Origin of the sequence: Bacillus sp. BF2-3 (assembly GCF_008368795.1) — a bacterium.
Classification (GTDB): Bacteria; Bacillota; Bacilli; order Bacillales; family Bacillaceae_G; genus Bacillus_A; species Bacillus_A cereus.
In genome coordinates this window covers 17320-41160 of record NZ_QOSA01000019.1, presented here as the reverse complement: position 1 = coordinate 41160, position 23841 = coordinate 17320, and the positions used below count along the sequence as shown (strand labels likewise).

Genomic DNA, 23841 nt, shown 5'->3' with positions numbered 1-23841 from the left:
TCTCGCTTTCTTTTTATATGCGTATTATTATATCAAATATATGGCTTGAATAGTTTTTTATGATTTTTTCGGAATACAACCTTCGTCCATTTCATCTTTGTTGTAGGAGAAGGTCCTGTAATCCAAGTATGAAATGGTATTGTGCTACAAATGACCATTGTTGAAATAGAGATAATGGCCGTTAACACAAATAGTAATAGGGTATATAATATAGTATTTTCTTGCAGCGTGAATAAGGAAAGAAGTTTTGTGCATAGTTGCAAGAAGAATAAATGAGCTAAATAAGCACCATACGTGTAATTTCCAATGAAACGTAACGTTTTATATAAGAAACCACGACGCTGTACTATCATAATAGATAACACATACAGTATGATAATTTCGCATACGATATATAAAAACATAGATGGCTTTAAATAGGTAGAAACAGTTAAATGAATAGAGTTTGCTCCGTAAAAACTAAACAACTCATAATTGATGAATAAAAATAAGATGAAAAATAATATTGTTATAAGCGGGATATGTTTCATGACGAATAGACGCCAAGTTTTTAGTGCTACAGCGGCAATGCCACCCATAACGAAATAGAATGAGTAGAATAGAAATGATCGATCTGTATAATGTAAAATTGTTGAACTTGTTAATTTTTCTCCATTAAAAATATAGTGAGAAGAGAACCACATTAATAGAAAATATAGGCAAGCGAAAAAGGTCATATATTTATATATGTCTTTTTTATTTTCTGTTCGTTTTTGAAACCAATAAAAAAGTGTGCATAGTAAAGGGAACAATAAGTGAATTTGGAACATCATAATAACGTACCAAAGATGGGGCGCGGCTGTTCCGAGTAATAAACTTTTTATTCCGCCTTGTAATGTAATAAGATCATTTGTTGTTAATAAGTAAAGAATAGACCAAAAGAAATAAGGAATGAGTAAGTGTGTCGCTTTTTCAGAAATATATTCTTTATATACTAATTGCTTCGTATAGTGACGAATTAAGTGAAATCCAACGATAAATATGAATGCTGGTGCTGAGAATTTTGCAAGATTAAATAGCATGCCCATAATGAGGGATTGCTCAAGTAAGACATTTCCTTGATTCATTGTATATAATAAGGAACTTTGCAAAACGACAGCGAGAAATGCAATGCTTTGCAAAACTTTAAATTCAGGTGCGCTTTGTGTCATCGTTTCCATCTCCTTTTCCATACATGATTATAGTACGGAGAATGGATAATGGATGTGGAATATTTGTGAAGATTTTAACAAATTTGTGGCGAGAGAGAATGAGTGGTATCGACTAATCAATAAATAAAGACAAAAAGAGGATGCTCTAAACGAGCATCCTCTTTCTATTAAGCAAATTTGTTTTTGATCCAATTCTTACCTTCTACAAGGCGAGCTGTCATTACCGCACAAGCGTTATCTGCTGTTACGTTTAACATCGTTGCAGGTGGATCAATGATTGTACTAATTGCTGCGATAATTGGCAGTGCTTCTGGCGGGAAACCGTATAGAGATACGATTAACATTTCACCAATCATACCACCGCCTGGAATAGCACCCATTACTGTTCCTACTAATAAAGAAACAACAAGTGCGATTGCTAATGTTTTCGGCCCTTCGAATTCCATGTTGAAAATACCGAATAAGAAAGCAATTTTTAATACGCCACCTAAAACAGAGCCGTCTTTATGAAGTGTAGAACCAAGAAGGACAACTGTTTCACGAACGTCTGAAGAAATACCCATTTTCTTCGTTGCTTCTAAGTTCGCTGGAATACTTGCGGCACTACTACAAGTTGCAAGTGATGTAACTGTAGGAGAGACCATGTTCTTCCAAAATACTTGTACACCTTGCTTGCGACCTGCAAGGTATGCATAGAATGTGAAGAATACAAAGAAATAAATTAGAGAAGCTGGATAGTATACCATTGCCGCTCGGAAGTAAGTTCCAAGAAGTTGTGGTCCGAATTCACCAACTAATGCTGCGAAGTAAGCAGCAAGTCCGATTGGGGCGTAGTACATAATGAAAGATACAACCTTCATTGAAATCTCTGCACCAGCCTGTAGGAATGTAGCGAATGGCTTTCCTTTTTCGCCAACTGCTGAAGTTGCAATCCCCATTAAGATAGAGAAGAAAATAAGAGCTAACATATTTTCACGAGATAGTAACTTCGAGAAGTCAGATACTGTTAAAATACCGACGATTTGATCTGCAACACTAACAGCTTTGCCGGCTTTGTCAGGTTGTGTTAGTTCTAGTACAACACCTTGTGCTGGCGGGAATATTTTCACAACAATAATCATAAAAATAGCAGCTAAAATACTTGTAAATAAGAAAGTCCCAGCCATACTAGACATAATTTTACCGAAACGTTTTAATCCATCCATATTAGCAATAGACGATGCGATGCTAAAGAACACTAGAGGTACAACAATCGTAAACATTAAGTTTAAGAAAATGTCACCAAGCGGCTTTAAAGCAACTGCATCGGCACCCATGAAATAACCAATGAAACCACCAATTAGGATAGAAGATAATAAAATAAGTGGAAAGCGATATGCCTTCATAAATATATCCTCCTATCAATTAAAAAAAGTCATACTGAATCATTATAGCGAGTTAGAGTTCTCTTTACTAGGAGAATACGGATAGATGGAATAGCGCGAAAACCAAGAAATTTTTGTTTTTAAGCTCGGCATACAGCAGGAAATCTAGACATATATATTTGTAACCTAGTGGTGGCAAGGAGTGCACCATAATTTAGGTAGAGAAAAAAGGGGAGGGAAGCGGGATGAATATTTTACTTTGCTGTGCAGCGGGAATGTCTTCCAGTTTGATTGTTACAAAGATGGAGAAAGCAGCAGAGGCAAGAGGGATAGAAGTGAAAATCTGGGCAGTATCAGGTTCTGAAGTGAATAGTCATATTGATAAAGCTGATGTCCTTTTACTTGGACCGCAAGTACGTTATTTATTACCGAAAATGAAAGAATTATGTAAGGATAAAGGGATACCTGTTGATGTCATTCAATCCGTTCATTACGGACTTTGTAATGGAGAAGCTATCTTGCAAGCAGCTTTGTCAATGAAACCATGAGGAGAGTGGGATAGATGATACGGTTTTTAGAGAAGTACGTGATGCCAGTAGCAGGGAAGGTTGCAGAGCAGAGGCATTTACAAGCAATTCGAGATGGAATTATTTTAACGATGCCTTTCTTAATTATTGGATCGTTTTTCCTCATTATTAGTGCACTGCCAATACCCGGATATAACGAGTTTATGGCAGGTTTGTTTGGTGAGAATTGGCAGAGAGCTTTAGGGTATCCAGTTAGTGCAACTTTTAATATAATGGCTTTAATAGCTGTTTTTGGAATCGCTTACAGGCTTGGAGAGTATTATAAAGTGGATGCTTTAGCATCCGGGGCATTGTCGCTTGTGACGTTTTTACTTGCGACGCCATTTCAAGTTGCATATATTATACCAAGTACAAAAGAAAGTGTACTTGTAGAAGGCGCTATCCCAGCTGCATTAATGGGAAGCCAAGGGTTATTTGTAGCAATGATTATTGCACTTATATCTACTGAACTTTATCGATTTATTGTACAAAAAAAGATAATCATAAAGATGCCAGAGACAGTTCCACCAGCTGTCACGCGTTCATTTGCGGCACTTGTTCCAGGATTTATTGTTGTAACAGTTATTTGGATTTTACGCTTAATTATAGAAAATACTTCTTTTGGCAGTATCCATAATATTGTAGGACAAATTTTACAGGAACCACTTAGTGTACTTGGTGCTAGTCTTTGGGGCGCAATAATAGCAGTTATTCTCGTTCATGTTCTTTGGTCGTGTGGAATTCATGGTGCTACTATTGTTGGTGGTGTAATGAGCCCCGTTTGGTTGTCGTTAATGGATCAAAACCGAGTCGCTTTTCAAGCTGGGCAAGATGTACCAAATACGATTACGGCACAGTTTTTTGACTTATGGATTTATATGGGCGGTTCTGGTGCAACGCTTGCTCTAGTTGTCGGAATGTTACTATTTGCACGAAGTCAACAATTAAAAAGTTTAGGGAGATTGTCAATTGCACCTGGTATATTTAATATTAATGAGATGGTAACTTTTGGTATGCCGATTGTGATGAACCCACTTTTACTAATTCCATTTATATTAGTTCCAGTTGTGTTAACAATTGTTTCGTACTTTGCAATGGAATGGGGATGGGTCGCACGTCCGAGTGGGGCCGCTGTACCTTGGACGACACCTATTCTTTTTAGTGGATATTTAGGATCGGGCGGGAAAATTTCAGGTGTTATTTTACAACTTGTTAACTTTGCGCTAGCATTCTTCATTTATTTACCGTTCTTAAAAATATGGGATAAACAAAAACTGGCGGAAGAAAAGGGGGAGTAAAGAACTAAAATGGATACGATAGAGACGAAAGCTTTTCATTTAATCTTGCATGGGGGAAACGCGAGAAGTTGTTCAATGGAAGCAATTGATTGTGCGAAGCGTGGGGAGTTTACAGAAGCTGAAGCTAAATTACAAGAAGCACTAGAGGAATTAAAAGAGGCGCACCGTGTACAAACGGAGCTTATCCAGAAAGAAGCTGGTGGTGAAAAGACCGAAGTTACTCTTTTAATGGTACACGCACAAGACCATTTAATGAATGCAATTACGGTGAAAGAATTAGCGAGTGAGTTTGTAGAGTTATATAGGAAGATGTCGGTGGATGAATGAACCTTGCTTATGCAAGGTTTTTTTATCTCGAATTAACGGGCAGTAAAACTTCCACTAATTAAAATTTCATTTTATGTATGTGCCTGTACCATCAGTGGAATGTTCATCCCACTGATGGTATTTTACAATCCTCCTTTTTTCGGATGAGTAAGAGTTATAATTAATCGGCAGTAACAATTTCTCCTATACCACGAATTAATCTTTTTATATGCATCCGTTCCGGTTTTAATATATTTACGATATAATCAATCGCTATTTGTGGTTCAACGGTTGTACCGCAAGTATAACAGTCAATAGCCGCAAAATTTTGTTCCGGGTAAGTGTGAATGGAAAGATGGCTTTCTGATAATAACACTAATACAGTAACACCATATGGCTGGAACTCTTTTTTACTTACGTTTAAAACATGGGCACCAGAGTAATCTGCAGCTGTAACTAGATGATATTCTAAAAAGTGCATATCATCTAATAGGGAAAAGTCCACTCCCCACAAATCTACTATTATATGCTTGCCAAAAGTAGAATATTCCATAGGGTAGCACTCCTTATTATAATATTGTCAAAACTTCATTTCCTGTTTGTAGCATTGATGTAAGATAAGATTTGATTCTGAATTTAAAAGAGCGAGGTTACGTTGTTCTAGATGTTCTTCTTTAAATTGAAATAAAGGAAAAAGAAGAGCAGGCAATGTTCGAGGAGTTGGTACTACATATAATTGTTCAATTTGATCGAGTACATGTGCAGAATTAGTAGCAAGATGAAATCCCCAGTCAGTTCCGAAAGAAGGAACGATTGTATGATAACTCTTCACAGTTAATCCAGCGTGTTCAATTGTATTACCGATACTCCAATATACTAGAGGTGCATCAGCAGGTGAATTAGATTGACAGACGAAAGCCCCATCTTCTGTTAAGAATGTAGCTATACGAGCAAATAGTTCGCTTGTATATAAAGTACTTAATAATTCTGTCGCTGGGTCTGGAAAATCAATAATGATTACATCGTATAAAGATGAAGGTGAATTTAGAAATTCTTTTGCATCGCATACGTGCACGTTCACACGATTATCAAAAAAAGCATTTTTGTTTAAAGATACTATTTCTGGAACATTACGTGCCATATTAATCATTGCCTCGTCTAAATCAACAAGGTCTACATGTAGCACAGTTTCATATTTCAAAACTTCTCGTAAGGCAAGGCCATCGCCACCACCTAATATGAGAACACGTTTTGGATCAATTACTTTTGCCATAATCGGATGTACAAGTGCTTCATGATAAATTTGCTCATCAACGGAACTGAATTGTAGTTGCTTGTCCAAGTATAAGCGAACATCGTTTACTTGGACTAAATTAATATTTTGATAATTACTCTTTTCTTCAAATAGGCTCGTATGTTCACCAGCTTGTATTTCCTTTAGAGAAATTTCATCCCACACATCTAAGCTGTGTGAATCTGTAGGTACTATAGTTACATTTTCCGATTGTACTTGCTTATCTTGCTTATTCTGCTCATCCTGTTTGTCCTGTTTGTCTTGTATATCATGCTTGTCCTGCTGTTCTAGTTCAAATTTGTCAGAGTCTAATTCAGAACGCTTGTCTTTTTTATAGCTTGTTATTCTATAAATCTTTATTTTGCTTTGTTTTCTATGTTTTGGCATAGGAATCCCCTTTCGAATTGTGTTATTTTATTCTATTTTATTTTATGTAATCTAGTAGAGTATGCTTGGACAATAGAATAGATAGAAGACTGAGCTCAAGAAAATGTTGTTTTTTACTAGATTTCTACGATAAAAAATTTTTTTAGTGTTTTTTCATATTAAACATAACTAGACAACTAAACACTAATCTATTTTCATACAGTTATGTGTTAAAAGCGTGTTGTTTTATAACACACTGTGTGTTTTTTAGACGACACACTAATTGAAAGCGTTAACACACAAAGAAAATGCTCGAAAAAGCACTGATTTTAGTGGTTTTAAAAAGTTGGCACGCTAATTGCATTAATAAATAGCGTAAAGAAAAATAAATAAAACATAAATTTTTTATACTACACAAGGGGGATTTTCAAATGAATATTTTATTATGTTGCTCAGCAGGGATGTCTACAAGTTTACTAGTTACAAAAATGGAAGCGGCTGCAAAAGCTCGCGGTTTAGAAGGAAAGATTTGGGCTGTATCTGGGGATGCAGTAAAAACGAATATCGATCAAGCAGATGTATTATTACTAGGACCACAAGTTCGTTACATGCTTTCTTCAATGAAAACGCTTGCTGATGAGAGAAACGTTGGAATCGACGTTATCAATCCAATGCACTACGGCATGATGAATGGAGAAGCAGTTTTAGATCACGCATTAACACTTAAAAAATAATTAGGGGGGAAGCGAAATGCAAAAGTTTATTGCATTCATGGAGAAATATTTAGTTCCAGTCGCAGGTAGAATTGGATCGCAGCGCCACTTAGTTGCAATCCGTGACGGATTTATCGCAGTTATGCCTCTTATTTTAGTTGGATCATTTGCAGTACTTATAAATAACTTACCAATTGATGCTTTCCAAAACTTTATGAAGGGCACATTTGGTGACGCTTGGAAAGATGTCGGTGGCGGTATGTGGACTGGTTCCTTTGCTATACTCGCCCTCATAGTCGCAGTTGGGATAAGTTACAATTTAGCGAAATCTTACGGCGTCGATGCGTTGTCAGCAGCAATCATTACATTCGGTGCATTAATTATTATTTCTCCGACAACGCCAAAAGAAGGCGGTATTGATTTAGCGTGGACAGGGGCACAAGGTCTATTCGTTTCCATTATAGTGGCTCTTCTTGTAACAGAAGTGTTTAGATTCTTTGTTCAAAGGGATATTACAATTAAAATGCCAGATGGTGTTCCACCGGCAGTAATGAAATCATTCGCAGCGTTAGTTCCAGCATTCGTTATTTTGATTGTAACAGCAGGTATTCAATTAGCTGTGAAACTTGCGGGAACAAGCATTCATAAAATGGTATTTGAAACAATTCAATTACCATTACAAGGTTTAGCGGGTACATTACCAAGTGCAATTATTATCGCGTTACTTATTCACGTATTATGGTTCTTCGGATTACATGGTCCAAATATTATTGGGGGGATTATTGACCCAATCTATTTACCAGCATTAGAGAAAAATATGAAATTATTTAATGATGGTATGTCTGCATATGACGTACCGCATATCTTCACAAAACCATTCTTTGATGTATACGTATATATCGGGGGATCGGGTGCAACGTTAGCGTTCTTAGTGGCAGTAATGCTTGTAGCGAAAAGTGCGCAGCTTCGCGGTGTAGGCCGTGTATCTATCGGTCCTGGTTTCTTTAATATTAACGAACCAGTTATTTTTGGTACGCCAATTGTATTAAACCCAACGTTAATTATCCCATTCGTACTTACACCGGTTGTATTAGTTATTACTTCTTATACAGCAATTACTTTAGGATGGGTACCAAAAACAGTTGCGTTAGTTCCATGGACAATGCCACCAATCTTTAGTGGTTATCTTGTATCGGGCGGAAGCATCGCTGGTGCAGCACTACAAGTGGTGAACTTTGCAATCGCGGTAGTAATTTACTATCCATTCGTATTAATGTGTGACCGTACTTATGTACAGGCTGCAAAAGCTGAAACAAAAGGAAGCGACAATTCAGTATCACTTTAAAAAATATTATTCTGGCGAGTTCCTATAGCTCGTCAGAATAATTACCTTTATATCATGTTCAAAAAGATGAAAAACATCTATATGAACACTAAACTATCATTAATAAATTCATACTTTAATAGACATGTTCAAACTGAAGGGGTATTTAAATCGGTTGAACTTTATAGAGAGGGCGGTAATTATGATGACTACAGCAGAACAAATTCCATTCCAATTGATTTTAAATAGTGGTAACGCACGAAGCTTTGCGATGGAGGCACTTCAATTTGCCAAACAGGGGAAAATGGCAGAAGCAGATGAAGCGATGGTAAAGGCAAAAGAAGCGATTAATGAAGCGCATCATTTTCAAACAGAGCTCATACAATCAGAAGCAAGAGGAGAAAAAACAGAGGTTAGTGTTCTTTTAATTCACGCACAAGATCATTTAATGAATGCGATTACAGTGAAAGAATTAGCAGCAGAGTTTATCGATCTTTATAAAAAGCTTGAAGCGAAAGGGGAATAAAGCATGACTGGAATTAAAATTGCTACAATCGGCGGTGGATCTAGTTATACACCAGAGTTAATTGAAGGATTTATTAAGCGTTATGATGAACTGCCTGTTCGTGAAATTTGGTTAGTAGATATTGAGGCAGGAAAAGAAAAGTTAGAAATCGTTGGTAACTTAGCGAAACGTATGGTGAAAAAATCAGGTTTACCAATCGAGGTACATTTAACACTTGATCGTCGCGAGGCATTAAAAGATGCTGACTTCGTAACAACACAACTTCGCGTTGGTTTATTAGAAGCACGTGCAAAAGATGAAGCAATCCCATTAAAATATGATGTAATCGGTCAGGAAACGAATGGTCCTGGTGGTTTATTCAAAGCGTTGAGAACGATTCCTGTTATTTTAGATATTTGTAAAGATATGGAGGAGCTCTGTCCGAATGCATGGTTAATTAACTTTGCAAATCCAGCTGGTATGGTAACAGAAGCTGTTCTTCGTTATACAAATATTCAAAGAGTAGTTGGTCTATGTAACGTTCCAATCGGAATTCGTATGGGTCTTGCAAAATTACTTGAAGTAGATGCGAGTCGTGTTCACGTTGATTTCGCAGGTTTAAATCATATGGTATATGGATTAGACGTATATTTAGATGGCGTGAGTGTAATGGACCGTGTGTTAGAGCTTGTGACAGATCCAGAAAAGCAAATTACGATGGAAAATATCGCAGCGCTTAACTGGGAACCAGACTTTATTCGAGGACTTCGTGTAATTCCATGTCCATACCACCGTTACTACTACAAAACACGTGAAATGTTAGAAGAAGAGAAAGAAGCTTCTGTTGAAAAAGGTACACGTGCAGAAGTAGTAAAACAATTAGAAAATGATTTATTTGAGTTATATAAAGACCCGAACTTAGATATTAAACCACCACAATTAGAAAAACGTGGCGGAGCTTATTATAGTGATGCAGCATGTAGCTTAATTACGTCTATTTACAATAATAAAGGTGATATCCAGCCTGTTAATACACGAAACAACGGAACAATTGCAAGCTTACCACATGATTCAGCTGTTGAAGTGAACTGTATTATTACGAAAGAAGGCCCAAAACCAATTGCAGTGGGAGATCTTCCAGTACCAGTTCGCGGTTTAGTACAACAAATTAAATCATTTGAGCGCACAACAATTGAAGCTGCTGTTACAGGGGATTATCATAAGGCGCTGCTTGCTATGACAATCAATCCACTTGTACCATCAGATAAAGTTGCAAAACAAATTTTAGATGAAATGTTGGAAGCACATAAAGAGTATCTTCCGCAGTTCTTCAAAAAGGTAGAGAAGTAAAAGCGGCGCTATTTAGCCCGCTTTTTTTATTCTATTAGGAGGTATTATGATGATTAAGTTAATTGTAAATGCAGATGATTTCGGTCTTACAGAAGGTACAAATTACGGCATTATTGATGGGCATATAAATGGACTTGTAAATTCAACGACGATGATGATGAATATGCCAGGAACAGAGCATGCGGTACGCTTAGCGAAAGAGTACAACCTACTCGGAGTAGGCGTACATCTCGTATTAACGGCAGGAGAACCACTGTTAAAGGATGTACCGTCACTCGTAGGGGAAAACGGATCGTTTCATAAACAAAGTGTTGTAAGGGAAGGGAATATAAATCCAGAAGAAGTTGAGAGAGAATGGACTGCTCAAATTGAGAAGTTTTTATCTTACGGATTAACACCAACTCATTTAGATAGTCATCATCATGTGCATGGTTTACCGATCTTACATGATGTTCTTGAGAGATTAGCGGCTAAATATAATGTTCCGATTCGTCGTTGTGAGGAAGATAGAGCGGTGCATCCATTTTCTGATGTGTTTTACAGTGATTTTTATGCGGATGGTGTGACGGAAGATTACTTTGTGAAGTTAAAAGAAAGAGTACAAGGTGAACAAACGGTAGAAATTATGGTTCATCCAGCATATATTGATCCAGAGCTTGTGAAGCGTTCTTCTTACGTAATGGATCGTGTGAAGGAATTGCGTATTTTAACAGAGAGTGAGTTGCCAGAAGGCATAGAGCTTGTGAAGTTTTAATAGAAAAAACGACGGCTACATCATGCCGTCGTTTTTTATTTATAAAATGGACAGAATATATCCGCCAAAGGCTCCCAGTATAACGATAACCCAAGGTGGTGTTTTCCAAAAAGCTAGTAAGCAAAAAAGAAGCGAAGCGAAAACGAAATCTGAAGCATTTATAACTGTACTCGTCCAAATAGGATCGTAAAAAGCGGCAATTAAAATACCAACAACTGCGGCGTTAACACCAAGTAGTGCGCCTTGTATGAATGATATTTTTCTCACACTGTTCCAAAATGGTAAAACACCAATAACGAGTAAGAAAGCAGGGAGGAAAATCGCAATTGTTGCGAGTGTTGCCCCAAGCGTCCCGTTTAATACTGCTCCTATATAAGAGGCGAATGTAAATAGTGGTCCTGGTACTGCTTGTGTTAATCCGTATCCAGCTAGGAACTGTTCTTTCGTCATCATTCCGTTTTGTACGAACTCACCTTCAAGAAGGGGCAGCACGACGTGTCCTCCTCCAAATACAAGTGCGCCAGAACGATAGAAACTATCAAATAAAGCGATGTAATAAGAAAACGGTCTTAATATCGGTAGCAGCAGTAATAGTCCAAAGAATAAGACGAGACAAGAAACTGCTATCTTTTTTGAAATAGGTACTTTTATATTTTGTGATTGGCTAATTGGTTGGTTGCGATATAAAAACCAGCCGATAAAGCCACATATTATAATAAGGATGACTTGTGTCCAACTACTTGGCCATAATAAGGCAATTGCGGCAGTTACAATCGCAATCGTCGCACGGTTGCGATCTGGAGTTAACTTTCGCGCCATTCCCCATATGGCATGAGCGACAATAGCTACTGCTACAAGTTTTAGTCCATGAATCCAGCCAGCACTTCCAAGATCGAACTGATTAAGGAATGAGGCGAAGAAAACCAAAACAAGTACAGACGGTAAAGTGAATCCAATCCATGAAATAATAGCTCCTAATAGTCCGCCTCTTACTAATCCAACCCCCATACCGACTTGACTGCTGGCAGGACCAGGAAGGAATTGACATAGCGCTACTAAATCTCCATAGCTTCGTTCATCCATCCATTTTCTTTTTTGCACGTATTCGTGGTGAAAATAGCCGAGATGAGCGACAGGACCGCCGAATGAAGTAAGTCCTAATTTAAATGAGACGAGAAAAATCTCTAATAATGTGTGAAAGATGTGTTTGTTTTTTTTCAAAATAACCTCCTATAATGTTTTTCTATGTGCATTATACAAGAGACTTTCAATCTACAGGAACGATTTTAATGTAAAGATTTTGTGAATCTTTTCTTTGTAATTAAAAATTGAAAAAGTCATAAATGATTATGTCTAAACCATAAAGTAGTAGAAGTAGTGCTGGGAAATTTATATAAGGAGAATGCCTTATGACAACACATTTCTTTGCCAGGTTAACAGGTAAGAGGGAAGTGCCTCCTGTAAATACAGAAGCTTTTGGGGTAGCAGAGTTTATTTTTAGTGATGATTTAACGAAATTGCATTACAGAGTAATACTAAAAAATATAGAAAAGGTTACATCGTGTCAAATTCATTTAGGGAAGTCTACTCAAATTGGTCCTGTTGTTTTATATTTGTATGGTCCACTGGAGCAAGGGATTAGTTTGAACGAGGGAAGTATTACTGGTGTAGTGAATGTAGAGGATTTTGAGGGACCTTTACAAGGGAAATCATTTGTACATTTACTTCAAGAAATTATTCAAGCAAATGTATATGTTAATGTCCATACGAAATCACAAAAAAGAGGAGAAATAAGAGGGCGAGTTAGAAAAGTAAAGAAGTAGATGAAAAGGCTGTCCATATGTTGGAACAGCCTTTTCTCATTATATAAGGTGCTAGTTTTAGCGATTATTGTCGGTAAATCGATATGTTTTGAAAATCGCCGATATAACTCACGTTACGGTCGATATTTTTAAAAACGGCCTCAATTAATTTTTAACAGGCTGATTTTTAATAAAGAAGTCCATAACGTAAAATACTTCGTCATCAGGTATTTGTATTTCAAATGTATTTTCAATCGGTTGCAATGCTTTTTTTACTTTCATATACATCCAGTATTCATCTTGTCTTCTTTTCTCTTTATCAGGGTGAGGAAGAAGGCTTTCTCCTTTTTGAAGACGGTCAACCATACAGCTCATATGCAGAATAACCCCCATTAAGCTATCAGGAGTTAGCTGTAAGGAAATTAATTCTTGAATTGTATTTAATGCGTAACGAATTGTTTTAATAAGTAATGCCCCATCGTTACGCTGCATTTGTTGTTCAAGAATATCCGCCATTTTTGCATATGTTTCTTCATACGTAATTAATTCTTGAATGGGCTGAATCGCTGTGTAGTTTACGATGTCTTGGAAATGATATGTTAAGCACGGCACTTGCACATCGAAATTCGTGACGATACAAATGATATTACGCTCTTTTTTTATGTTCTCGATCATTTTCGTTAAATCTTTTTCATGGACGATACTAATCGGAATAATTTCAATTAAGTCTTTATCAAATCGTAAATAGTTCTCTAACATTTTTTGAATAGCTAAAGCACTTCCTTCACCAGTTAAACAAGCTGTTAAAATAACAGATTTCATTGGAGAGAGAGGTTTTTTCTTTTCTTCTTGTACGTTTAAGTAAAACGGTGTTAAATTTTTTACTGTTTCATACAGCGCATCTAATGAATAACCGAGCTGAGCTTTTCGAGCTGCTTCTAGTGCATGTGGTGTGCTCGTCATCGAGAGAACACGTACAGGGATTTTGAACTCCGTTTCTAATATGTCACCGATATAAGCAAGTGACCCCATATCGACAAGTAAGAGAAGCCCATTTACATTTTGTAGTGTTTTCATATACACTTTCACACGTTCCAAGAAATCTTTCGGTGATTCGTGTAACGGCATATCAATACCGGTTACTTCCTCAATGCCGAGAAGTTCGTTTGCAACGTTTGCCATTTCAGTTGCGATACCATTACCGTGTGCTAATATTAATACTTTTACTTCTGTTTGTGAGGCAGGAATTGGATCAACAACGAAGAACATTGTTAAAAAGCCAGCTTCATCAATAGGCATTGTTATTTGTAATTCTTCCTCCAGTAGTTGAATGCATTGCATAGCTACGGAAAAAGCTTCTTTATATTTCGTACGAATTTGATTTAATTGTGGGTGATGTATTTGTTTTCCGCTTCGTAAACGTTGTAGAGTTGTCTGTACATGTAAACTTAAAGCAAGAAATACTTTTTCATCAAACGTCTTAGATAAATGCTTTTCAGCAAGTTCCGCTATTTTTTCACATACGGAAACGATATTACGATCCACAATTTTAAAAACATTTTCATGGCTTGTTTTTTTGGATATTTGGTTAAAATATTGTACGAAAAAGCTTTGAACATCATTTTCTATTAGTAATTCTAATTCTTCCTCTTCGATACCACGTGCTTGAAGTTCTTCGTATTTATAGTCAATATAATCGTAAATAGAAGAGCGTTTTTCATCTTCTGTTTTATGATTACTCCAACCTTCCTCACCTGTAAATACAAATGTTTCATTTGGTATTTGGTATAAGTGACGGCTCTTCCTTTCAATGAACAACCCTTCTTTCATATACCAAGGTAAATCTGTACTTGAAACATAGACAGAATCACGTTTCTTTGTGACCAAATCAGAATAGGCTTTCGCACAGGCAATTTGAACATCTGTTTTTAATTGACCGATGTTATTGGGACAATTGTAAAAGACGAAAGCACGCATTGCATTTGGGCTAACGTGAATGTCTTTTCGCAGACGAATTGCTTCATTTGTGAAAAATAGCTGTAGTAAAGCAAAGCGCTCTTTATGTGTACGCTCACGAAGTGGTGGCAGCGTAACAGTCATCGGTATACGTCTTGTAAATGTTTTTAATAAAAATGAATTTGGTTCTTCTGTTGTTGCAGTAATGATTAATACTTGTGCTTTACGTTCGTTCTCTGTTTCTCCAAGGCGGCGGTATACTCCGCGGTCAATAAAGGTGAAAAGCATTTCTTGTCCCTCTGGAGGCAGGCGATGTACTTCATCTAAGAAAAGAATTCCTTCATGTGCTTTTTCAATTAACCCTTTTTGATCACTTGCTCCTGTATAAGCTCCTTTTTTAATCCCAAATAATTGCCCGAGTAGTAACTGTGGATTATTTGCATAATCAGCACAGTTAAAGACGATAAATGGTGCATCTTTGGGAAGCTGTTCAACTTCAATTGCATATTCGTGCATTAAAGAAGCAAACATAGACTTTCCGACCCCTGTTTCTCCCAGTAGTAAAGTATGCATACCGTTTGGAGGATAGAGAATAGAAGCTTTCGCTTTTTCAATTGCAATTTTAAGGCTCGTATTTTCAATTGCAAATGTATCCAATGAAGTTATGTCTTTTGAATGCGTTTCCAACGAAGTGTTCGTTTCTATGTAAAAACGAACAGGTCGCGTATTTGTTTTTAATAAACGTTTATCTTTTACAAGTTTGTTTAAATCGCTACTTACATTGGCGCGATCTAGTTGCAGAAATGTAGCGAGTTCTGATGCGGTTACACCTTCTGTATAATTGCCTTTTTGTATTGCGTTAAAAATGAGATCTATTCGTTTCATTTCTATTCACCTCGAAACTTCATCACTATTTAAAATTTTACACAAAAATGGGAAGGGTGGGAAGAGAAAAATAAAACAGCTTTAGCACATAGGCACTAAAGCTGTTACAATCTTGTGTCTTTCCAAAAATTCACCTTGAGATGAGAAGAAGGATTATAGGGAAGAAGTTTGTATCCTTGTGACTGTAAGTAATCAATTACTTTTGGCAGTATTTGTACGGTTACACTCGAATCATGCATTAAAATGACTTCGACTTGTTCATCACTTTGATTACGTACTCTTTCGAGTATGGCAGAAGGATTGTCATAGCTTTTCCAGTCGTATGTATCGATCGTCCAATCCCACATTTTATACTGGGCCGATACAAGTGCGTCACGGTAATTCTTCTTTAAGTAAGGCATACTACCATATGGAACGCGAACGAGATGTGTATTTAATTTCGTAACTTGCTGGACAATGCTTTGTGTTTGTTCCATTTCTGCAATTAAAGTGGAAGGGTCACCAGTGTAAAGGCGTTTTACATCATGTGACATACTGTGAAGTCCGATATAATGTCCGTCTTTAATTAATCGTTGCATTGTCTTTTTATAATGTGGTACTTTTCCACCAATAACAAAGAAAGTTGCTTTTCCGTTCTTTTCTTTTAAGATGTTTAAAATTTGTGTAGTATATTTGTTTGGCCCGTCATCAAATGTTAAGTACGCAATTTTTTGTGTAGGAGAAGTTGTTGCAGTATTTGGATGATATTCAGCAGGAATAACAATTGTTGCTTCAGTATTAGATGATACGTACATAGTAATCGTTAAAAATAAAATAATACATTGAAATACTCGCTTGATCATAACATTCACCCTCAGTTTGACAATCAAGATGTAAAAAAGAAAACTTGATACTTTTCTTATTATGTATATCTTTCTCCAATAGAGGAACTCTCAAACAATCTATATTTTGGAAATATAAAATGAGAATAAAAAATAGCATCCTCTTATAAGAAAGAGGATGCTATTTGAATATTTCATAATTGAAAAGGCTATACTACAATTAGTCTTCGCGTTTTTTCACTTTTTTATAAAAGGAAATGATTGGTTTGTAGCGTTCATGTACAAGCCCGATTATTTCAGCGATGATTTCTGTGAAGAAAATCAAAGCGAAAAGAAGAATAATGGATAACCATAACGTTGCAGTAGTAAAAATAATAGCATTTACACTAAAGAAAATACCGAATGCGTATATAATTAGTACCGTTTTGCGATGAGAGAATCCCATTGCAAGTAAGCGGTGATGTAAATGCGATTTATCTGGTGCTGAAATAGGTTTTTTATTTACGATACGACGGATGATTGCAAATATCGTATCAAATATAGGTACACCTAAAATGATAATTGGAACGATAAAACTGAATAACGTTACACTTTTGTATAATCCAAGTAACGATATAACAGAAATACAGTATCCTAAAAATAGTGCTCCTGTATCTCCCATGAAAATTTTTGCTGGATGGAAGTTGTAGAATAAAAATCCAATTGTACTTGCTAATATAATTAATGCAAGTGGCAAGATAATAGCTGTTCCAGTACCCCATGGGCTAGTGAAGGCCATATATGCTAGCGTTGCAAGTACGATAGATGAAATCCCAGCAGATAATCCATCTAAGCCGTCAATTAAGTTGATTGCATTCGTAATACCTACAAGCCAAAATACTGTAATTGGATAAGCAAGCCATCCAAGTTCAGTATCCCCAATGAATGGGATATATAATACTTGCACTAATAATCCACTTTTTACAATCATAATGGCAACTAACAGTTGTCCACCGAATTTTACTCTCGCAGATAACTCGTACATATCATCTAAAATTCCGATGATTACAATGATAATTGCACCTAGCGTTATCGATAACATTCTTTGCTCATATAAGCCACCGACAACAAATCCTACAGCTACACCAATAAATATTGCTAACCCGCCAAGACGTGGCATAATCTTTTGGTGCACTTTACGTGCGTTTGGCTTATCTGTCGCTCCTATTTTAAAAGCTAATTTAATAACTAAAGGAGTAACGACAAGTACAGTGATGAAAGATGCCAAAATGGCATAAATCACTTGTGAGTCCATTAATACCCCACCCTTTATAGTCTAACGTAATTTTTTTTTTTGAAAATATATTTATCTGAAAATTATGATGTTTGTTTACAGGCTCATAACATATGGTATCACAAAAAGATTAGAATTCAATCTTTTTTTCTTTTTACGGTTAATGGAAGCGAATAAAATATATGACAATTGTATATAGAATGTTGAATCATATAAGAAGGTTAATCGTACTGGACTTCGGAATGTGACATTTTCTCTTTTTCTTCGATAGTGAATACTTTTATTTCAGTATTATAAGTGTTGCACGTAGAAATGAGTAAGTCTCGTGTTAAAATGTGGGAATTTATTACACGTGACCTGGCAGCCTCATTCTCACTGATTAAGTTTTACTTTATAGTGCATTTAATTTTACAAAAACTTTAAAAAAGTAAGGGAAGTAATTCATATAATGAAAAAGGAAAAGGGTTTTCTCATTTTTAACGTGAGAGGGGGAAGCGCAGGGAGAGTTCTATATTTCATATCTTTTCTATTGTAAATTCCTGTGCGAAAAGGAAATGAAAATTACGATAGTAGGTACTGGATATGTTGGGTTGATTACAGGAGTAGGATTGGCAAAATTAGGGCATTCAGTTACATGTTTTGATATAGATAATGAAAAAATTGAACGGATAAAACAAGGGGATTTACCTATTTATGAGGTTAGATTACATGAATTAATAAATTATGCATATGAGAATAATGCTTTAACTTTTACATCAAATAAAGAAGAGGCATTTGATGATGTAGAGTTTATATTTATTGCAGTTGGAACACCGCCTTTATTAGATGGGACGGCAGATTTAACGTATATTCAGAGTGCTTGTAACGATATTGGATTATATGCGACGAACGATATTATTGTTGTTACGAAAAGTACAGTTCCAGTAGGTACAAATGATGTAATGAAGGGATGGATTGAGGAGAAGTTAAAAGGGAGGCATACAGTACATATCGTATCGAATCCAGAGTTTTTGCGTGAAGGTTCAGGTATTTATGATTTCTTTCATGGAGATCGTATTGTAATTGGAGCGGATAGTGAGGAAGTAGCAAGAAGAGTAGAGAGTTTGTATAGTGAATTATGTTTAGAAACGTATGTTACAGATATTAAAAGTGCAGAGATGATTAAATACGCGTCGAATGCCTTTTTAGCTACAAAGATTAGTTTCATTAATGAAATTTCAAATATATGTGAGAAGGTAGGCGCGAATGTATTGGATGTTGCCAAAGGGATGGGAATGGATAAGAGAATTGGTGCATCTTTTTTAAATGCGGGCATTGGCTACGGAGGGTCGTGTTTTCCGAAAGATACGAAAGCACTGGTACAAATTGCGGGAAATGTTGCTCATGATTTTCGTTTGTTAAAAGCGGTTATTGAAGTAAATAATAAGCAGCAGCTGCTATTGATTGAAAAAGCCAAAAAAGTTATGAATATGAATAAAAAGCGGATTGCAGTTCTTGGCGCATCCTTTAAACCGAATACGGATGATATTAGAGAAGCATCATCTCTTATTATAATAGAAGCATTACTTAATATAGGTGCAGATATTGCTCTTTACGACCCAAAAGCAATTCAATATGTGAAAAATATATTTGGAGATGCTATACAATATAGTAGATGTATAGATGAATCGATTAGAGATGCGAGTGCGGCTTTTATCGTAACAGAATGGAAAGATATTCAAACATATCCGTTAGAAAAGTACGTACAACTTATGAGGGAGCCTATTTTATTTGATGGGAGAAATTGTTATACTGATGAAGATGTTAAGAAACAAAAGATAGATTATTACTCGGTGGGAAGAAAAAGTATTTGTAATAGAAAAGTTTCTGTTATGCGTTAAAAAGGAAAGTACTCATGCATATTTTTATATGTCATAATAGAAGCTGTAATTAGTGAAAGAAAAGAGGCAATCACATGACTGAACGTTTAAAAGTAATGACAATTTTCGGGACACGTCCAGAAGCAATTAAAATGGCACCTCTTGTATTAGAGTTGCAAAAACACCCAGAAAAAATTGAATCGATTGTGACTGTAACAGCACAACATCGCCAAATGTTAGATCAAGTATTAAGTATCTTTGGAATTACGCCAGATTTCGATTTAAATATCATGAAAGACCGCCAAACTTTAATTGATGTTACAACGCGTGGTTTAGAAGGTTTGGATAAAGTAATGAAAGAAGCGAAGCCGGATATTGTACTTGTACATGGTGATACAACAACAACATTTATTGCAAGCTTAGCTGCTTTTTATAATCAAATTCCAGTAGGTCATGTTGAGGCGGGCCTTCGTACGTGGGATAAGTATTCTCCATATCCAGAAGAGATGAATCGTCAATTAACAGGTGTAATGGCGGATCTTCATTTCTCACCAACAGCAAAATCAGCAACGAACTTACAGAAGGAAAATAAAGATGAGTCACGTATTTTCATTACAGGAAATACAGCGATTGACGCGCTACAAACGACTGTAAAAGAAACATATAGTCATCCTGTACTAGAGAAACTTGGGAATGATCGTCTTGTACTTATGACAGCTCACCGTCGTGAAAACTTAGGTGAACCGATGCGTAATATGTTCCGTGCAATTAAGCGTCTTGTTGATAAGCATGAAGATGTACAAGTTGTGTACCCTGTTCATATGAACCCTGTTGTTCGTGAAATAGCAAATGAAATTTTAGGTGAACATAACCGTATTCATTTAATTGAGCCGCTAGATGTAATTGATTTCCACAATGTTGCAGCTCGTTCATACTTAATGTTAACGGATTCTGGTGGTGTACAAGAAGAAGCTCCATCACTTGGGGTACCAGTTCTTGTTCTTCGTGATACAACAGAGCGCCCTGAAGGTATTGAAGCAGGTACGCTGAAATTAGCAGGAACAGACGAAGAGACAATCTTTGGTCTTGCTGATGAGTTGTTATCAGATAAAGAAGCTCATGATAAGATGGCGAAAGCATCTAACCCTTACGGTGATGGTCGTGCATCAGAGCGTATTGTAGAAGCGATTTTACAACACTTTAATAAGTAAATAAAAAGGGCCCAATCGGATAGATTGGGCCTTTTTTTTTACGGCTGATTGCGCATAATCCACTCTGCATGAGCATTTGTAGAAGGTGGCGGATCAGTTGGTGTTTTATTTTGGTTTGTCTCTTTTTTTGTTTGTTCGTTAGAGTTAGAACTTGAATCAGGATTTGAGTTGTTTTTTGTAGTTGGATTTTTTGCTTTTTCTCCTAATTCTTTTTCAATTTCGTTACGCACCGTTTCTACACTGATTGGATCTGGAAGGAAGTAATAAATACCGCCTATCTTTTTGTCTTCGCCTTCAAGCTTTAACGTTTGCATTGTAGAAGGATCAAATCCAGAAAGTTTATTGTAAAGAGCAAGTCCGTCTGAAATAGGAATGTCGGTTTTTATATATTTTCCAACGACAGCTGTTAAATCTTTAATTTTAAATACAGTAGAGGTGGAGTTTAGTTTATGAGCAACAGCGGCCAGTAATTGTCTTTGTCTAGCAGCTCGACCATAATCGCCATTTGGATCTTGCTTTCGCATACGGACGTAAGCAAGTGCTTCTTCACCGTTTAAGTTTTGCTGTCCTTGCTTAAATTGAATTTTTTTGTAGTAATCCACGTCAGAGCGCTCCCAGAAATCGAAGGGTACGTCAACGGTAACGCCGCCAACAGCATCAACGATACCTTTAAAGCCTTGGAAATCAATTTTCAGATAATGGTCTACAGGAACTTTTAGAAAGCCTTCGACAGTTTTGATTGCCATTTCTTCTCCGCCGTAAGCATGGGCAGCGTTAATTTTGTCTTCCTTATTTTTGCCAACAATTTTAACTCGAGAATCACGAGGAATACTCATAAGTGAAATCTTTTGCGTTTTTGGATTGACTGTTGCAAACATTAATGAGTCTGTACGACCATTTTGACCATCTGTCGCATAATCTTCTATACCCATAATGAGAATTGTAAAAGGTTCTTTTGTAATTTCTACATCTTTGTTTCTTAAATCTGATTTTTCACGAGTAAAACCACTATACATCCCCATGAGAGAAGAGTAAGAATTTAACACATAAACTCCTATGCTGCCAAATAAAAATGCGAAAATAAGGAAGAAGAAAAGTTTCCTTCTTCGCTTCTTTTTTATTCTGCTATTTTGGAGATGATAATAACGTTCTTCCATATATAATCTCCTTAGTTCGTTAGTTCATTTGTAGGGAAGTAATTCACTACATTAATCTTTGAAGGTGATAAATGGGTTATGCTTAGATAACATCTTGTTCTAAGTACAACATATCTCCTTCTGTAATTGTACATTTCCCGTTTGTTAATTCAATCATCCAATCTGTAAATGCTTGTTTGCCGTCTTCTTCTACATACGTATCAAATGTGACATTTTCTAGATAATGAATATCTTTAATGGCATATTTTGAATTGCGTAATTCATTTTCCACTTTGCCAAGTAATGTGTAATCAATCTCGGTTTGCATCACACGCATTAGTTTTCGCTGGACAACACCGACATGATTAATGCCTTCGCTTGTACACTTTCCATATGCACGAATTAATCCACCTGCACCAAGTTTAATGCCACCAAAATAGCGTGTTACAACAACAACGGTATCTTTTAGTCCACGTTTTTTAAGTACTTCCAGCATTGGTACGCCAGCTGTACCGCTAGGCTCGCCGTCATCATTTGCTTTTTGAATATGATCTTGTTCGCCAATTAAATAAGCGGAACAATTATGTGTTGCATTCCAATGTTGTTTTTTTATTTTTTGTATAAATTCTTGAGCCTCTTCCTCAGTCGTTGCTCGGCTAATATAACAAATAAATCTTGATTTTTGAATGACGATTTCGTGTTCGCCGTAGTCTTTGATTGTTAAATATTGTAATAGCACTTGTGTACGCCCCTATCTATCAAAATGACTAGTACTTTCCATTTTAAAAGCGAGCCTTTTTATATTCAAACATTTTTTCTAAATATGCTGAAGTTTTTGGTGAGTATTTTATCTTTTTGTTGTAATTTGTCGAGATGGTAGGTATAATTTCAACCGGCATTTTCATGTATGGATGCACCATTTGTAGTTTTCGTGTAAAATTAGGAAATAAAACTTTTTATAAGGCAGGTACGAAAATGAAAATAGCTATTGTTACTGATAGTACGGCATATATACCGAAGCAAATTCGTGATGAACTCAATATATATATGATTCCATTAAACGTTGTGTTTGGAACAGAATCTTATCAAGAAGAAGCTGAAATTTCAGCAGATGATTTTTATGTGAAAGTACGTGAACAAGAGGAACTTCCAAAAACTTCTCAACCAGCAATCGGAAAGTTTGTTGAGCTATATGAAGAACTAGCTAAAGATTATGATGCAGTTATTAGTATTCACCTATCAAGTGGAATTAGTGGTACATATCAAACATCAACGACAGCTGGACAGATGGTAGAGGGTATTGATGTATACACGTATGACTCTGAAATTAGTTGTGAAGTACAAGGATTTTATGTGCGTGAAGGTGCAAAGTTAGCAAGTGAAGGAAAGAACCCAAAAGAGATTATCGCTCGTTTTGATGAAATGAAGAAAACGATGGACGCCTATTTTGTAGTTGATGATTTACATCATTTACAACGTGGTGGTCGATTGAATAGCGCGCAAGCTTTCATCGGCAGTCTGTTACAAGTGAAGCCAGTTTTATATTTTAGAGATAAAATCATTATTCCGTTTGAAAAGATTCGTACACGTAAAAAAGCATTAAAACGTATCATTGAAATTTTTGATGAGCAAGCAAGTAAAGGTGTACCTATGGAAGCAGTTATCATTCATGCACAACGTGAAGAAGAAGCGAATGAATGGAAGAAAGAATTAGAAGCAAAATATCCTCACGTCACAATTCGTACAGGTTATTTTGGAGCTGTAATTGGTACGCACTTAGGTGAAGGTGCATTAGGTCTTGGATGGTATACGAAGTAATAAAGATATAAAAAGCTCTCTTTTTAAGAGGGTTTTTTTACGGGTATGTT

General features: G+C 36.2%; 22 protein-coding genes. 12 read left to right on the top strand and 10 right to left on the bottom strand.

What is annotated here, in order from left to right:
* Nucleotides 1-32: 32 nt before the first annotated feature.
* Together DN401_RS15075 and DN401_RS15070 are read right to left on the bottom strand one after the other, a co-directional pair.
* Nucleotides 33-1190, bottom strand: coding sequence for an acyltransferase (locus DN401_RS15075; RefSeq protein ID WP_000194334.1), 1158 nt, complete (start codon nucleotides 1188-1190; stop codon nucleotides 33-35).
* 167 nt (nucleotides 1191-1357) lie between these two features.
* On the bottom strand, nucleotides 1358-2575 hold the full coding sequence (locus DN401_RS15070) for a dicarboxylate/amino acid:cation symporter (RefSeq protein WP_000649362.1): 1218 nt from the start codon (nucleotides 2573-2575) through the stop codon (nucleotides 1358-1360).
* 224 nt (nucleotides 2576-2799) lie between these two features.
* Between DN401_RS15070 and DN401_RS15065 the strand changes: the two genes are divergently transcribed.
* From DN401_RS15065 to DN401_RS15055, 3 genes are read left to right on the top strand one after another with little or no spacing between them, the layout of a single operon-like run.
* Nucleotides 2800-3102 (top strand): PTS sugar transporter subunit IIB, encoded by a 303-nt coding sequence (locus DN401_RS15065; RefSeq protein WP_001023543.1) that lies wholly within the window; start codon nucleotides 2800-2802, stop codon nucleotides 3100-3102.
* A gap of 14 nt (nucleotides 3103-3116) precedes the next feature.
* On the top strand, nucleotides 3117-4418 hold the full coding sequence (celB, locus tag DN401_RS15060; protein WP_000617789.1) for a PTS cellobiose transporter subunit IIC: 1302 nt from the start codon (nucleotides 3117-3119) through the stop codon (nucleotides 4416-4418).
* Between the two features lie 9 nt (nucleotides 4419-4427).
* The gene (locus DN401_RS15055; protein WP_000379645.1) at nucleotides 4428-4745 is read left to right on the top strand and encodes a PTS sugar transporter subunit IIA; all 318 of its coding nucleotides are present in this window, start codon (nucleotides 4428-4430) and stop codon (nucleotides 4743-4745) included.
* Between the two features lie 160 nt (nucleotides 4746-4905).
* Here the strand turns inward: DN401_RS15055 and speD are convergent, their stop codons facing one another.
* Both speD and DN401_RS15045 read right to left on the bottom strand, forming a co-directional pair.
* A complete protein-coding gene (speD, locus tag DN401_RS15050) occupies nucleotides 4906-5277 on the bottom strand; it encodes an adenosylmethionine decarboxylase (protein ID WP_000456821.1) in 372 nt (123 codons plus the stop codon).
* 27 nt (nucleotides 5278-5304) lie between these two features.
* On the bottom strand, nucleotides 5305-6405 hold the full coding sequence (locus DN401_RS15045; protein ID WP_001123965.1) for a polyamine aminopropyltransferase: 1101 nt from the start codon (nucleotides 6403-6405) through the stop codon (nucleotides 5305-5307).
* 410 nt (nucleotides 6406-6815) lie between these two features.
* Here DN401_RS15045 and DN401_RS15040 point away from each other — a divergent pair, with 410 nt between their 5' ends.
* The 5 genes from DN401_RS15040 to chbG all read left to right on the top strand — a co-directional run bounded on the left by DN401_RS15040 (nucleotide 6816) and on the right by chbG (nucleotide 11030).
* Nucleotides 6816-7118, top strand: a complete 303-nt coding sequence (locus tag DN401_RS15040) for a PTS sugar transporter subunit IIB (protein WP_001023569.1) — start codon at nucleotides 6816-6818, stop codon at nucleotides 7116-7118.
* Between the two features lie 16 nt (nucleotides 7119-7134).
* Nucleotides 7135-8442 carry a PTS cellobiose transporter subunit IIC gene (celB, locus tag DN401_RS15035; RefSeq protein ID WP_001168848.1) on the top strand — a complete coding sequence of 436 codons (1308 nt, stop codon included), beginning with the start codon at nucleotides 7135-7137 and terminating at the stop codon, nucleotides 8440-8442.
* A gap of 181 nt (nucleotides 8443-8623) precedes the next feature.
* Nucleotides 8624-8947, top strand: a complete 324-nt coding sequence (locus DN401_RS15030) for a PTS lactose/cellobiose transporter subunit IIA (protein ID WP_000989055.1) — start codon at nucleotides 8624-8626, stop codon at nucleotides 8945-8947.
* A 3-nt stretch (nucleotides 8948-8950) separates the two neighbouring features.
* Nucleotides 8951-10276: a 6-phospho-beta-glucosidase gene (gene celF / locus DN401_RS15025; RefSeq protein WP_100654888.1), complete on the top strand. Its 1326-nt coding sequence runs from the start codon at nucleotides 8951-8953 to the stop codon at nucleotides 10274-10276.
* A 49-nt stretch (nucleotides 10277-10325) separates the two neighbouring features.
* The gene (gene chbG / locus DN401_RS15020; protein ID WP_000593496.1) at nucleotides 10326-11030 is read left to right on the top strand and encodes a chitin disaccharide deacetylase; all 705 of its coding nucleotides are present in this window, start codon (nucleotides 10326-10328) and stop codon (nucleotides 11028-11030) included.
* Nucleotides 11031-11069: 39 nt separating this feature from the next.
* Here chbG and DN401_RS15015 read toward each other — a convergent pair whose 3' ends face one another.
* Complete coding sequence (locus DN401_RS15015; RefSeq protein WP_149287826.1) at nucleotides 11070-12251, bottom strand: chromate transporter; 1182 nt, start codon at nucleotides 12249-12251, stop codon at nucleotides 11070-11072.
* A 188-nt stretch (nucleotides 12252-12439) separates the two neighbouring features.
* On the opposite strand from DN401_RS15015, the gene exsM reads away from it, so the two are divergent.
* Nucleotides 12440-12853: an exosporium regulatory protein ExsM gene (gene exsM, locus DN401_RS15010; protein WP_000207046.1), complete on the top strand. Its 414-nt coding sequence runs from the start codon at nucleotides 12440-12442 to the stop codon at nucleotides 12851-12853.
* 144 nt (nucleotides 12854-12997) lie between these two features.
* Here exsM and DN401_RS15005 read toward each other — a convergent pair whose 3' ends face one another.
* From DN401_RS15005 to DN401_RS14995, 3 genes are all read right to left on the bottom strand, one after another.
* The gene (locus DN401_RS15005; RefSeq protein ID WP_149287825.1) at nucleotides 12998-15673 is read right to left on the bottom strand and encodes a sigma-54-dependent transcriptional regulator; all 2676 of its coding nucleotides are present in this window, start codon (nucleotides 15671-15673) and stop codon (nucleotides 12998-13000) included.
* Nucleotides 15674-15777: 104 nt separating this feature from the next.
* Entirely contained in the window at nucleotides 15778-16515 is a 738-nt protein-coding gene (locus tag DN401_RS15000) for a polysaccharide deacetylase family protein (protein WP_086402102.1), read from the bottom strand.
* Nucleotides 16516-16714: 199 nt separating this feature from the next.
* Complete coding sequence (locus DN401_RS14995; RefSeq protein WP_000378318.1) at nucleotides 16715-17788, bottom strand: glycosyltransferase family 4 protein; 1074 nt, start codon at nucleotides 17786-17788, stop codon at nucleotides 16715-16717.
* A gap of 533 nt (nucleotides 17789-18321) precedes the next feature.
* On the opposite strand from DN401_RS14995, the gene DN401_RS14990 reads away from it, so the two are divergent.
* Both DN401_RS14990 and wecB read left to right on the top strand, forming a co-directional pair.
* The gene (locus tag DN401_RS14990) at nucleotides 18322-19647 is read left to right on the top strand and encodes a UDP-glucose dehydrogenase family protein (RefSeq protein ID WP_071739739.1); all 1326 of its coding nucleotides are present in this window, start codon (nucleotides 18322-18324) and stop codon (nucleotides 19645-19647) included.
* Nucleotides 19648-19721: 74 nt separating this feature from the next.
* Complete coding sequence (gene wecB / locus DN401_RS14985) at nucleotides 19722-20837, top strand: non-hydrolyzing UDP-N-acetylglucosamine 2-epimerase (RefSeq protein ID WP_000140145.1); 1116 nt, start codon at nucleotides 19722-19724, stop codon at nucleotides 20835-20837.
* A gap of 38 nt (nucleotides 20838-20875) precedes the next feature.
* Here wecB and DN401_RS14980 read toward each other — a convergent pair whose 3' ends face one another.
* Together DN401_RS14980 and DN401_RS14975 are read right to left on the bottom strand one after the other, a co-directional pair.
* Complete coding sequence (locus tag DN401_RS14980; protein WP_000392799.1) at nucleotides 20876-21994, bottom strand: LCP family protein; 1119 nt, start codon at nucleotides 21992-21994, stop codon at nucleotides 20876-20878.
* Between the two features lie 82 nt (nucleotides 21995-22076).
* Entirely contained in the window at nucleotides 22077-22712 is a 636-nt protein-coding gene (locus tag DN401_RS14975; protein WP_000926669.1) for a YigZ family protein, read from the bottom strand.
* Between the two features lie 236 nt (nucleotides 22713-22948).
* Here DN401_RS14975 and DN401_RS14970 point away from each other — a divergent pair, with 236 nt between their 5' ends.
* Entirely contained in the window at nucleotides 22949-23791 is an 843-nt protein-coding gene (locus DN401_RS14970) for a DegV family protein (RefSeq protein WP_000684725.1), read from the top strand.
* Nucleotides 23792-23841 lie beyond the last annotated feature (50 nt).

What these genes read in the sequence shown, in the direction of transcription:
- DN401_RS14980 (WP_000392799.1), bottom strand. Translation starts at nt 21,994, where the DNA reads ATGGAAGAACGTTATTATCATCTCCAAAATAGCAGAATAAAAAAGAAG.
- DN401_RS15045 (WP_001123965.1), bottom strand. Translation starts at nt 6,405, where the DNA reads ATGCCAAAACATAGAAAACAAAGCAAAATAAAGATTTATAGAATAACA.
- DN401_RS15005 (WP_149287825.1), bottom strand. Translation starts at nt 15,673, where the DNA reads ATGAAACGAATAGATCTCATTTTTAACGCAATACAAAAAGGCAATTAT.
- DN401_RS15075 (WP_000194334.1), bottom strand. Translation starts at nt 1,190, where the DNA reads ATGACACAAAGCGCACCTGAATTTAAAGTTTTGCAAAGCATTGCATTT.
- DN401_RS15040 (WP_001023569.1), top strand. Translation starts at nt 6,816, where the DNA reads ATGAATATTTTATTATGTTGCTCAGCAGGGATGTCTACAAGTTTACTA.
- DN401_RS15065 (WP_001023543.1), top strand. Translation starts at nt 2,800, where the DNA reads ATGAATATTTTACTTTGCTGTGCAGCGGGAATGTCTTCCAGTTTGATT.
- DN401_RS15000 (WP_086402102.1), bottom strand. Translation starts at nt 16,515, where the DNA reads ATGATCAAGCGAGTATTTCAATGTATTATTTTATTTTTAACGATTACT.
- DN401_RS15055 (WP_000379645.1), top strand. Translation starts at nt 4,428, where the DNA reads ATGGATACGATAGAGACGAAAGCTTTTCATTTAATCTTGCATGGGGGA.
- DN401_RS15070 (WP_000649362.1), bottom strand. Translation starts at nt 2,575, where the DNA reads ATGAAGGCATATCGCTTTCCACTTATTTTATTATCTTCTATCCTAATT.
- celF (WP_100654888.1), top strand. Translation starts at nt 8,951, where the DNA reads ATGACTGGAATTAAAATTGCTACAATCGGCGGTGGATCTAGTTATACA.
- celB (WP_001168848.1), top strand. Translation starts at nt 7,135, where the DNA reads ATGCAAAAGTTTATTGCATTCATGGAGAAATATTTAGTTCCAGTCGCA.
- exsM (WP_000207046.1), top strand. Translation starts at nt 12,440, where the DNA reads ATGACAACACATTTCTTTGCCAGGTTAACAGGTAAGAGGGAAGTGCCT.
- DN401_RS14970 (WP_000684725.1), top strand. Translation starts at nt 22,949, where the DNA reads ATGAAAATAGCTATTGTTACTGATAGTACGGCATATATACCGAAGCAA.
- chbG (WP_000593496.1), top strand. Translation starts at nt 10,326, where the DNA reads ATGATTAAGTTAATTGTAAATGCAGATGATTTCGGTCTTACAGAAGGT.
- celB (WP_000617789.1), top strand. Translation starts at nt 3,117, where the DNA reads ATGATACGGTTTTTAGAGAAGTACGTGATGCCAGTAGCAGGGAAGGTT.
- DN401_RS14995 (WP_000378318.1), bottom strand. Translation starts at nt 17,788, where the DNA reads ATGGACTCACAAGTGATTTATGCCATTTTGGCATCTTTCATCACTGTA.
- wecB (WP_000140145.1), top strand. Translation starts at nt 19,722, where the DNA reads ATGACTGAACGTTTAAAAGTAATGACAATTTTCGGGACACGTCCAGAA.
- speD (WP_000456821.1), bottom strand. Translation starts at nt 5,277, where the DNA reads ATGGAATATTCTACTTTTGGCAAGCATATAATAGTAGATTTGTGGGGA.
- DN401_RS15030 (WP_000989055.1), top strand. Translation starts at nt 8,624, where the DNA reads ATGATGACTACAGCAGAACAAATTCCATTCCAATTGATTTTAAATAGT.
- DN401_RS14990 (WP_071739739.1), top strand. Translation starts at nt 18,322, where the DNA reads ATGAAAATTACGATAGTAGGTACTGGATATGTTGGGTTGATTACAGGA.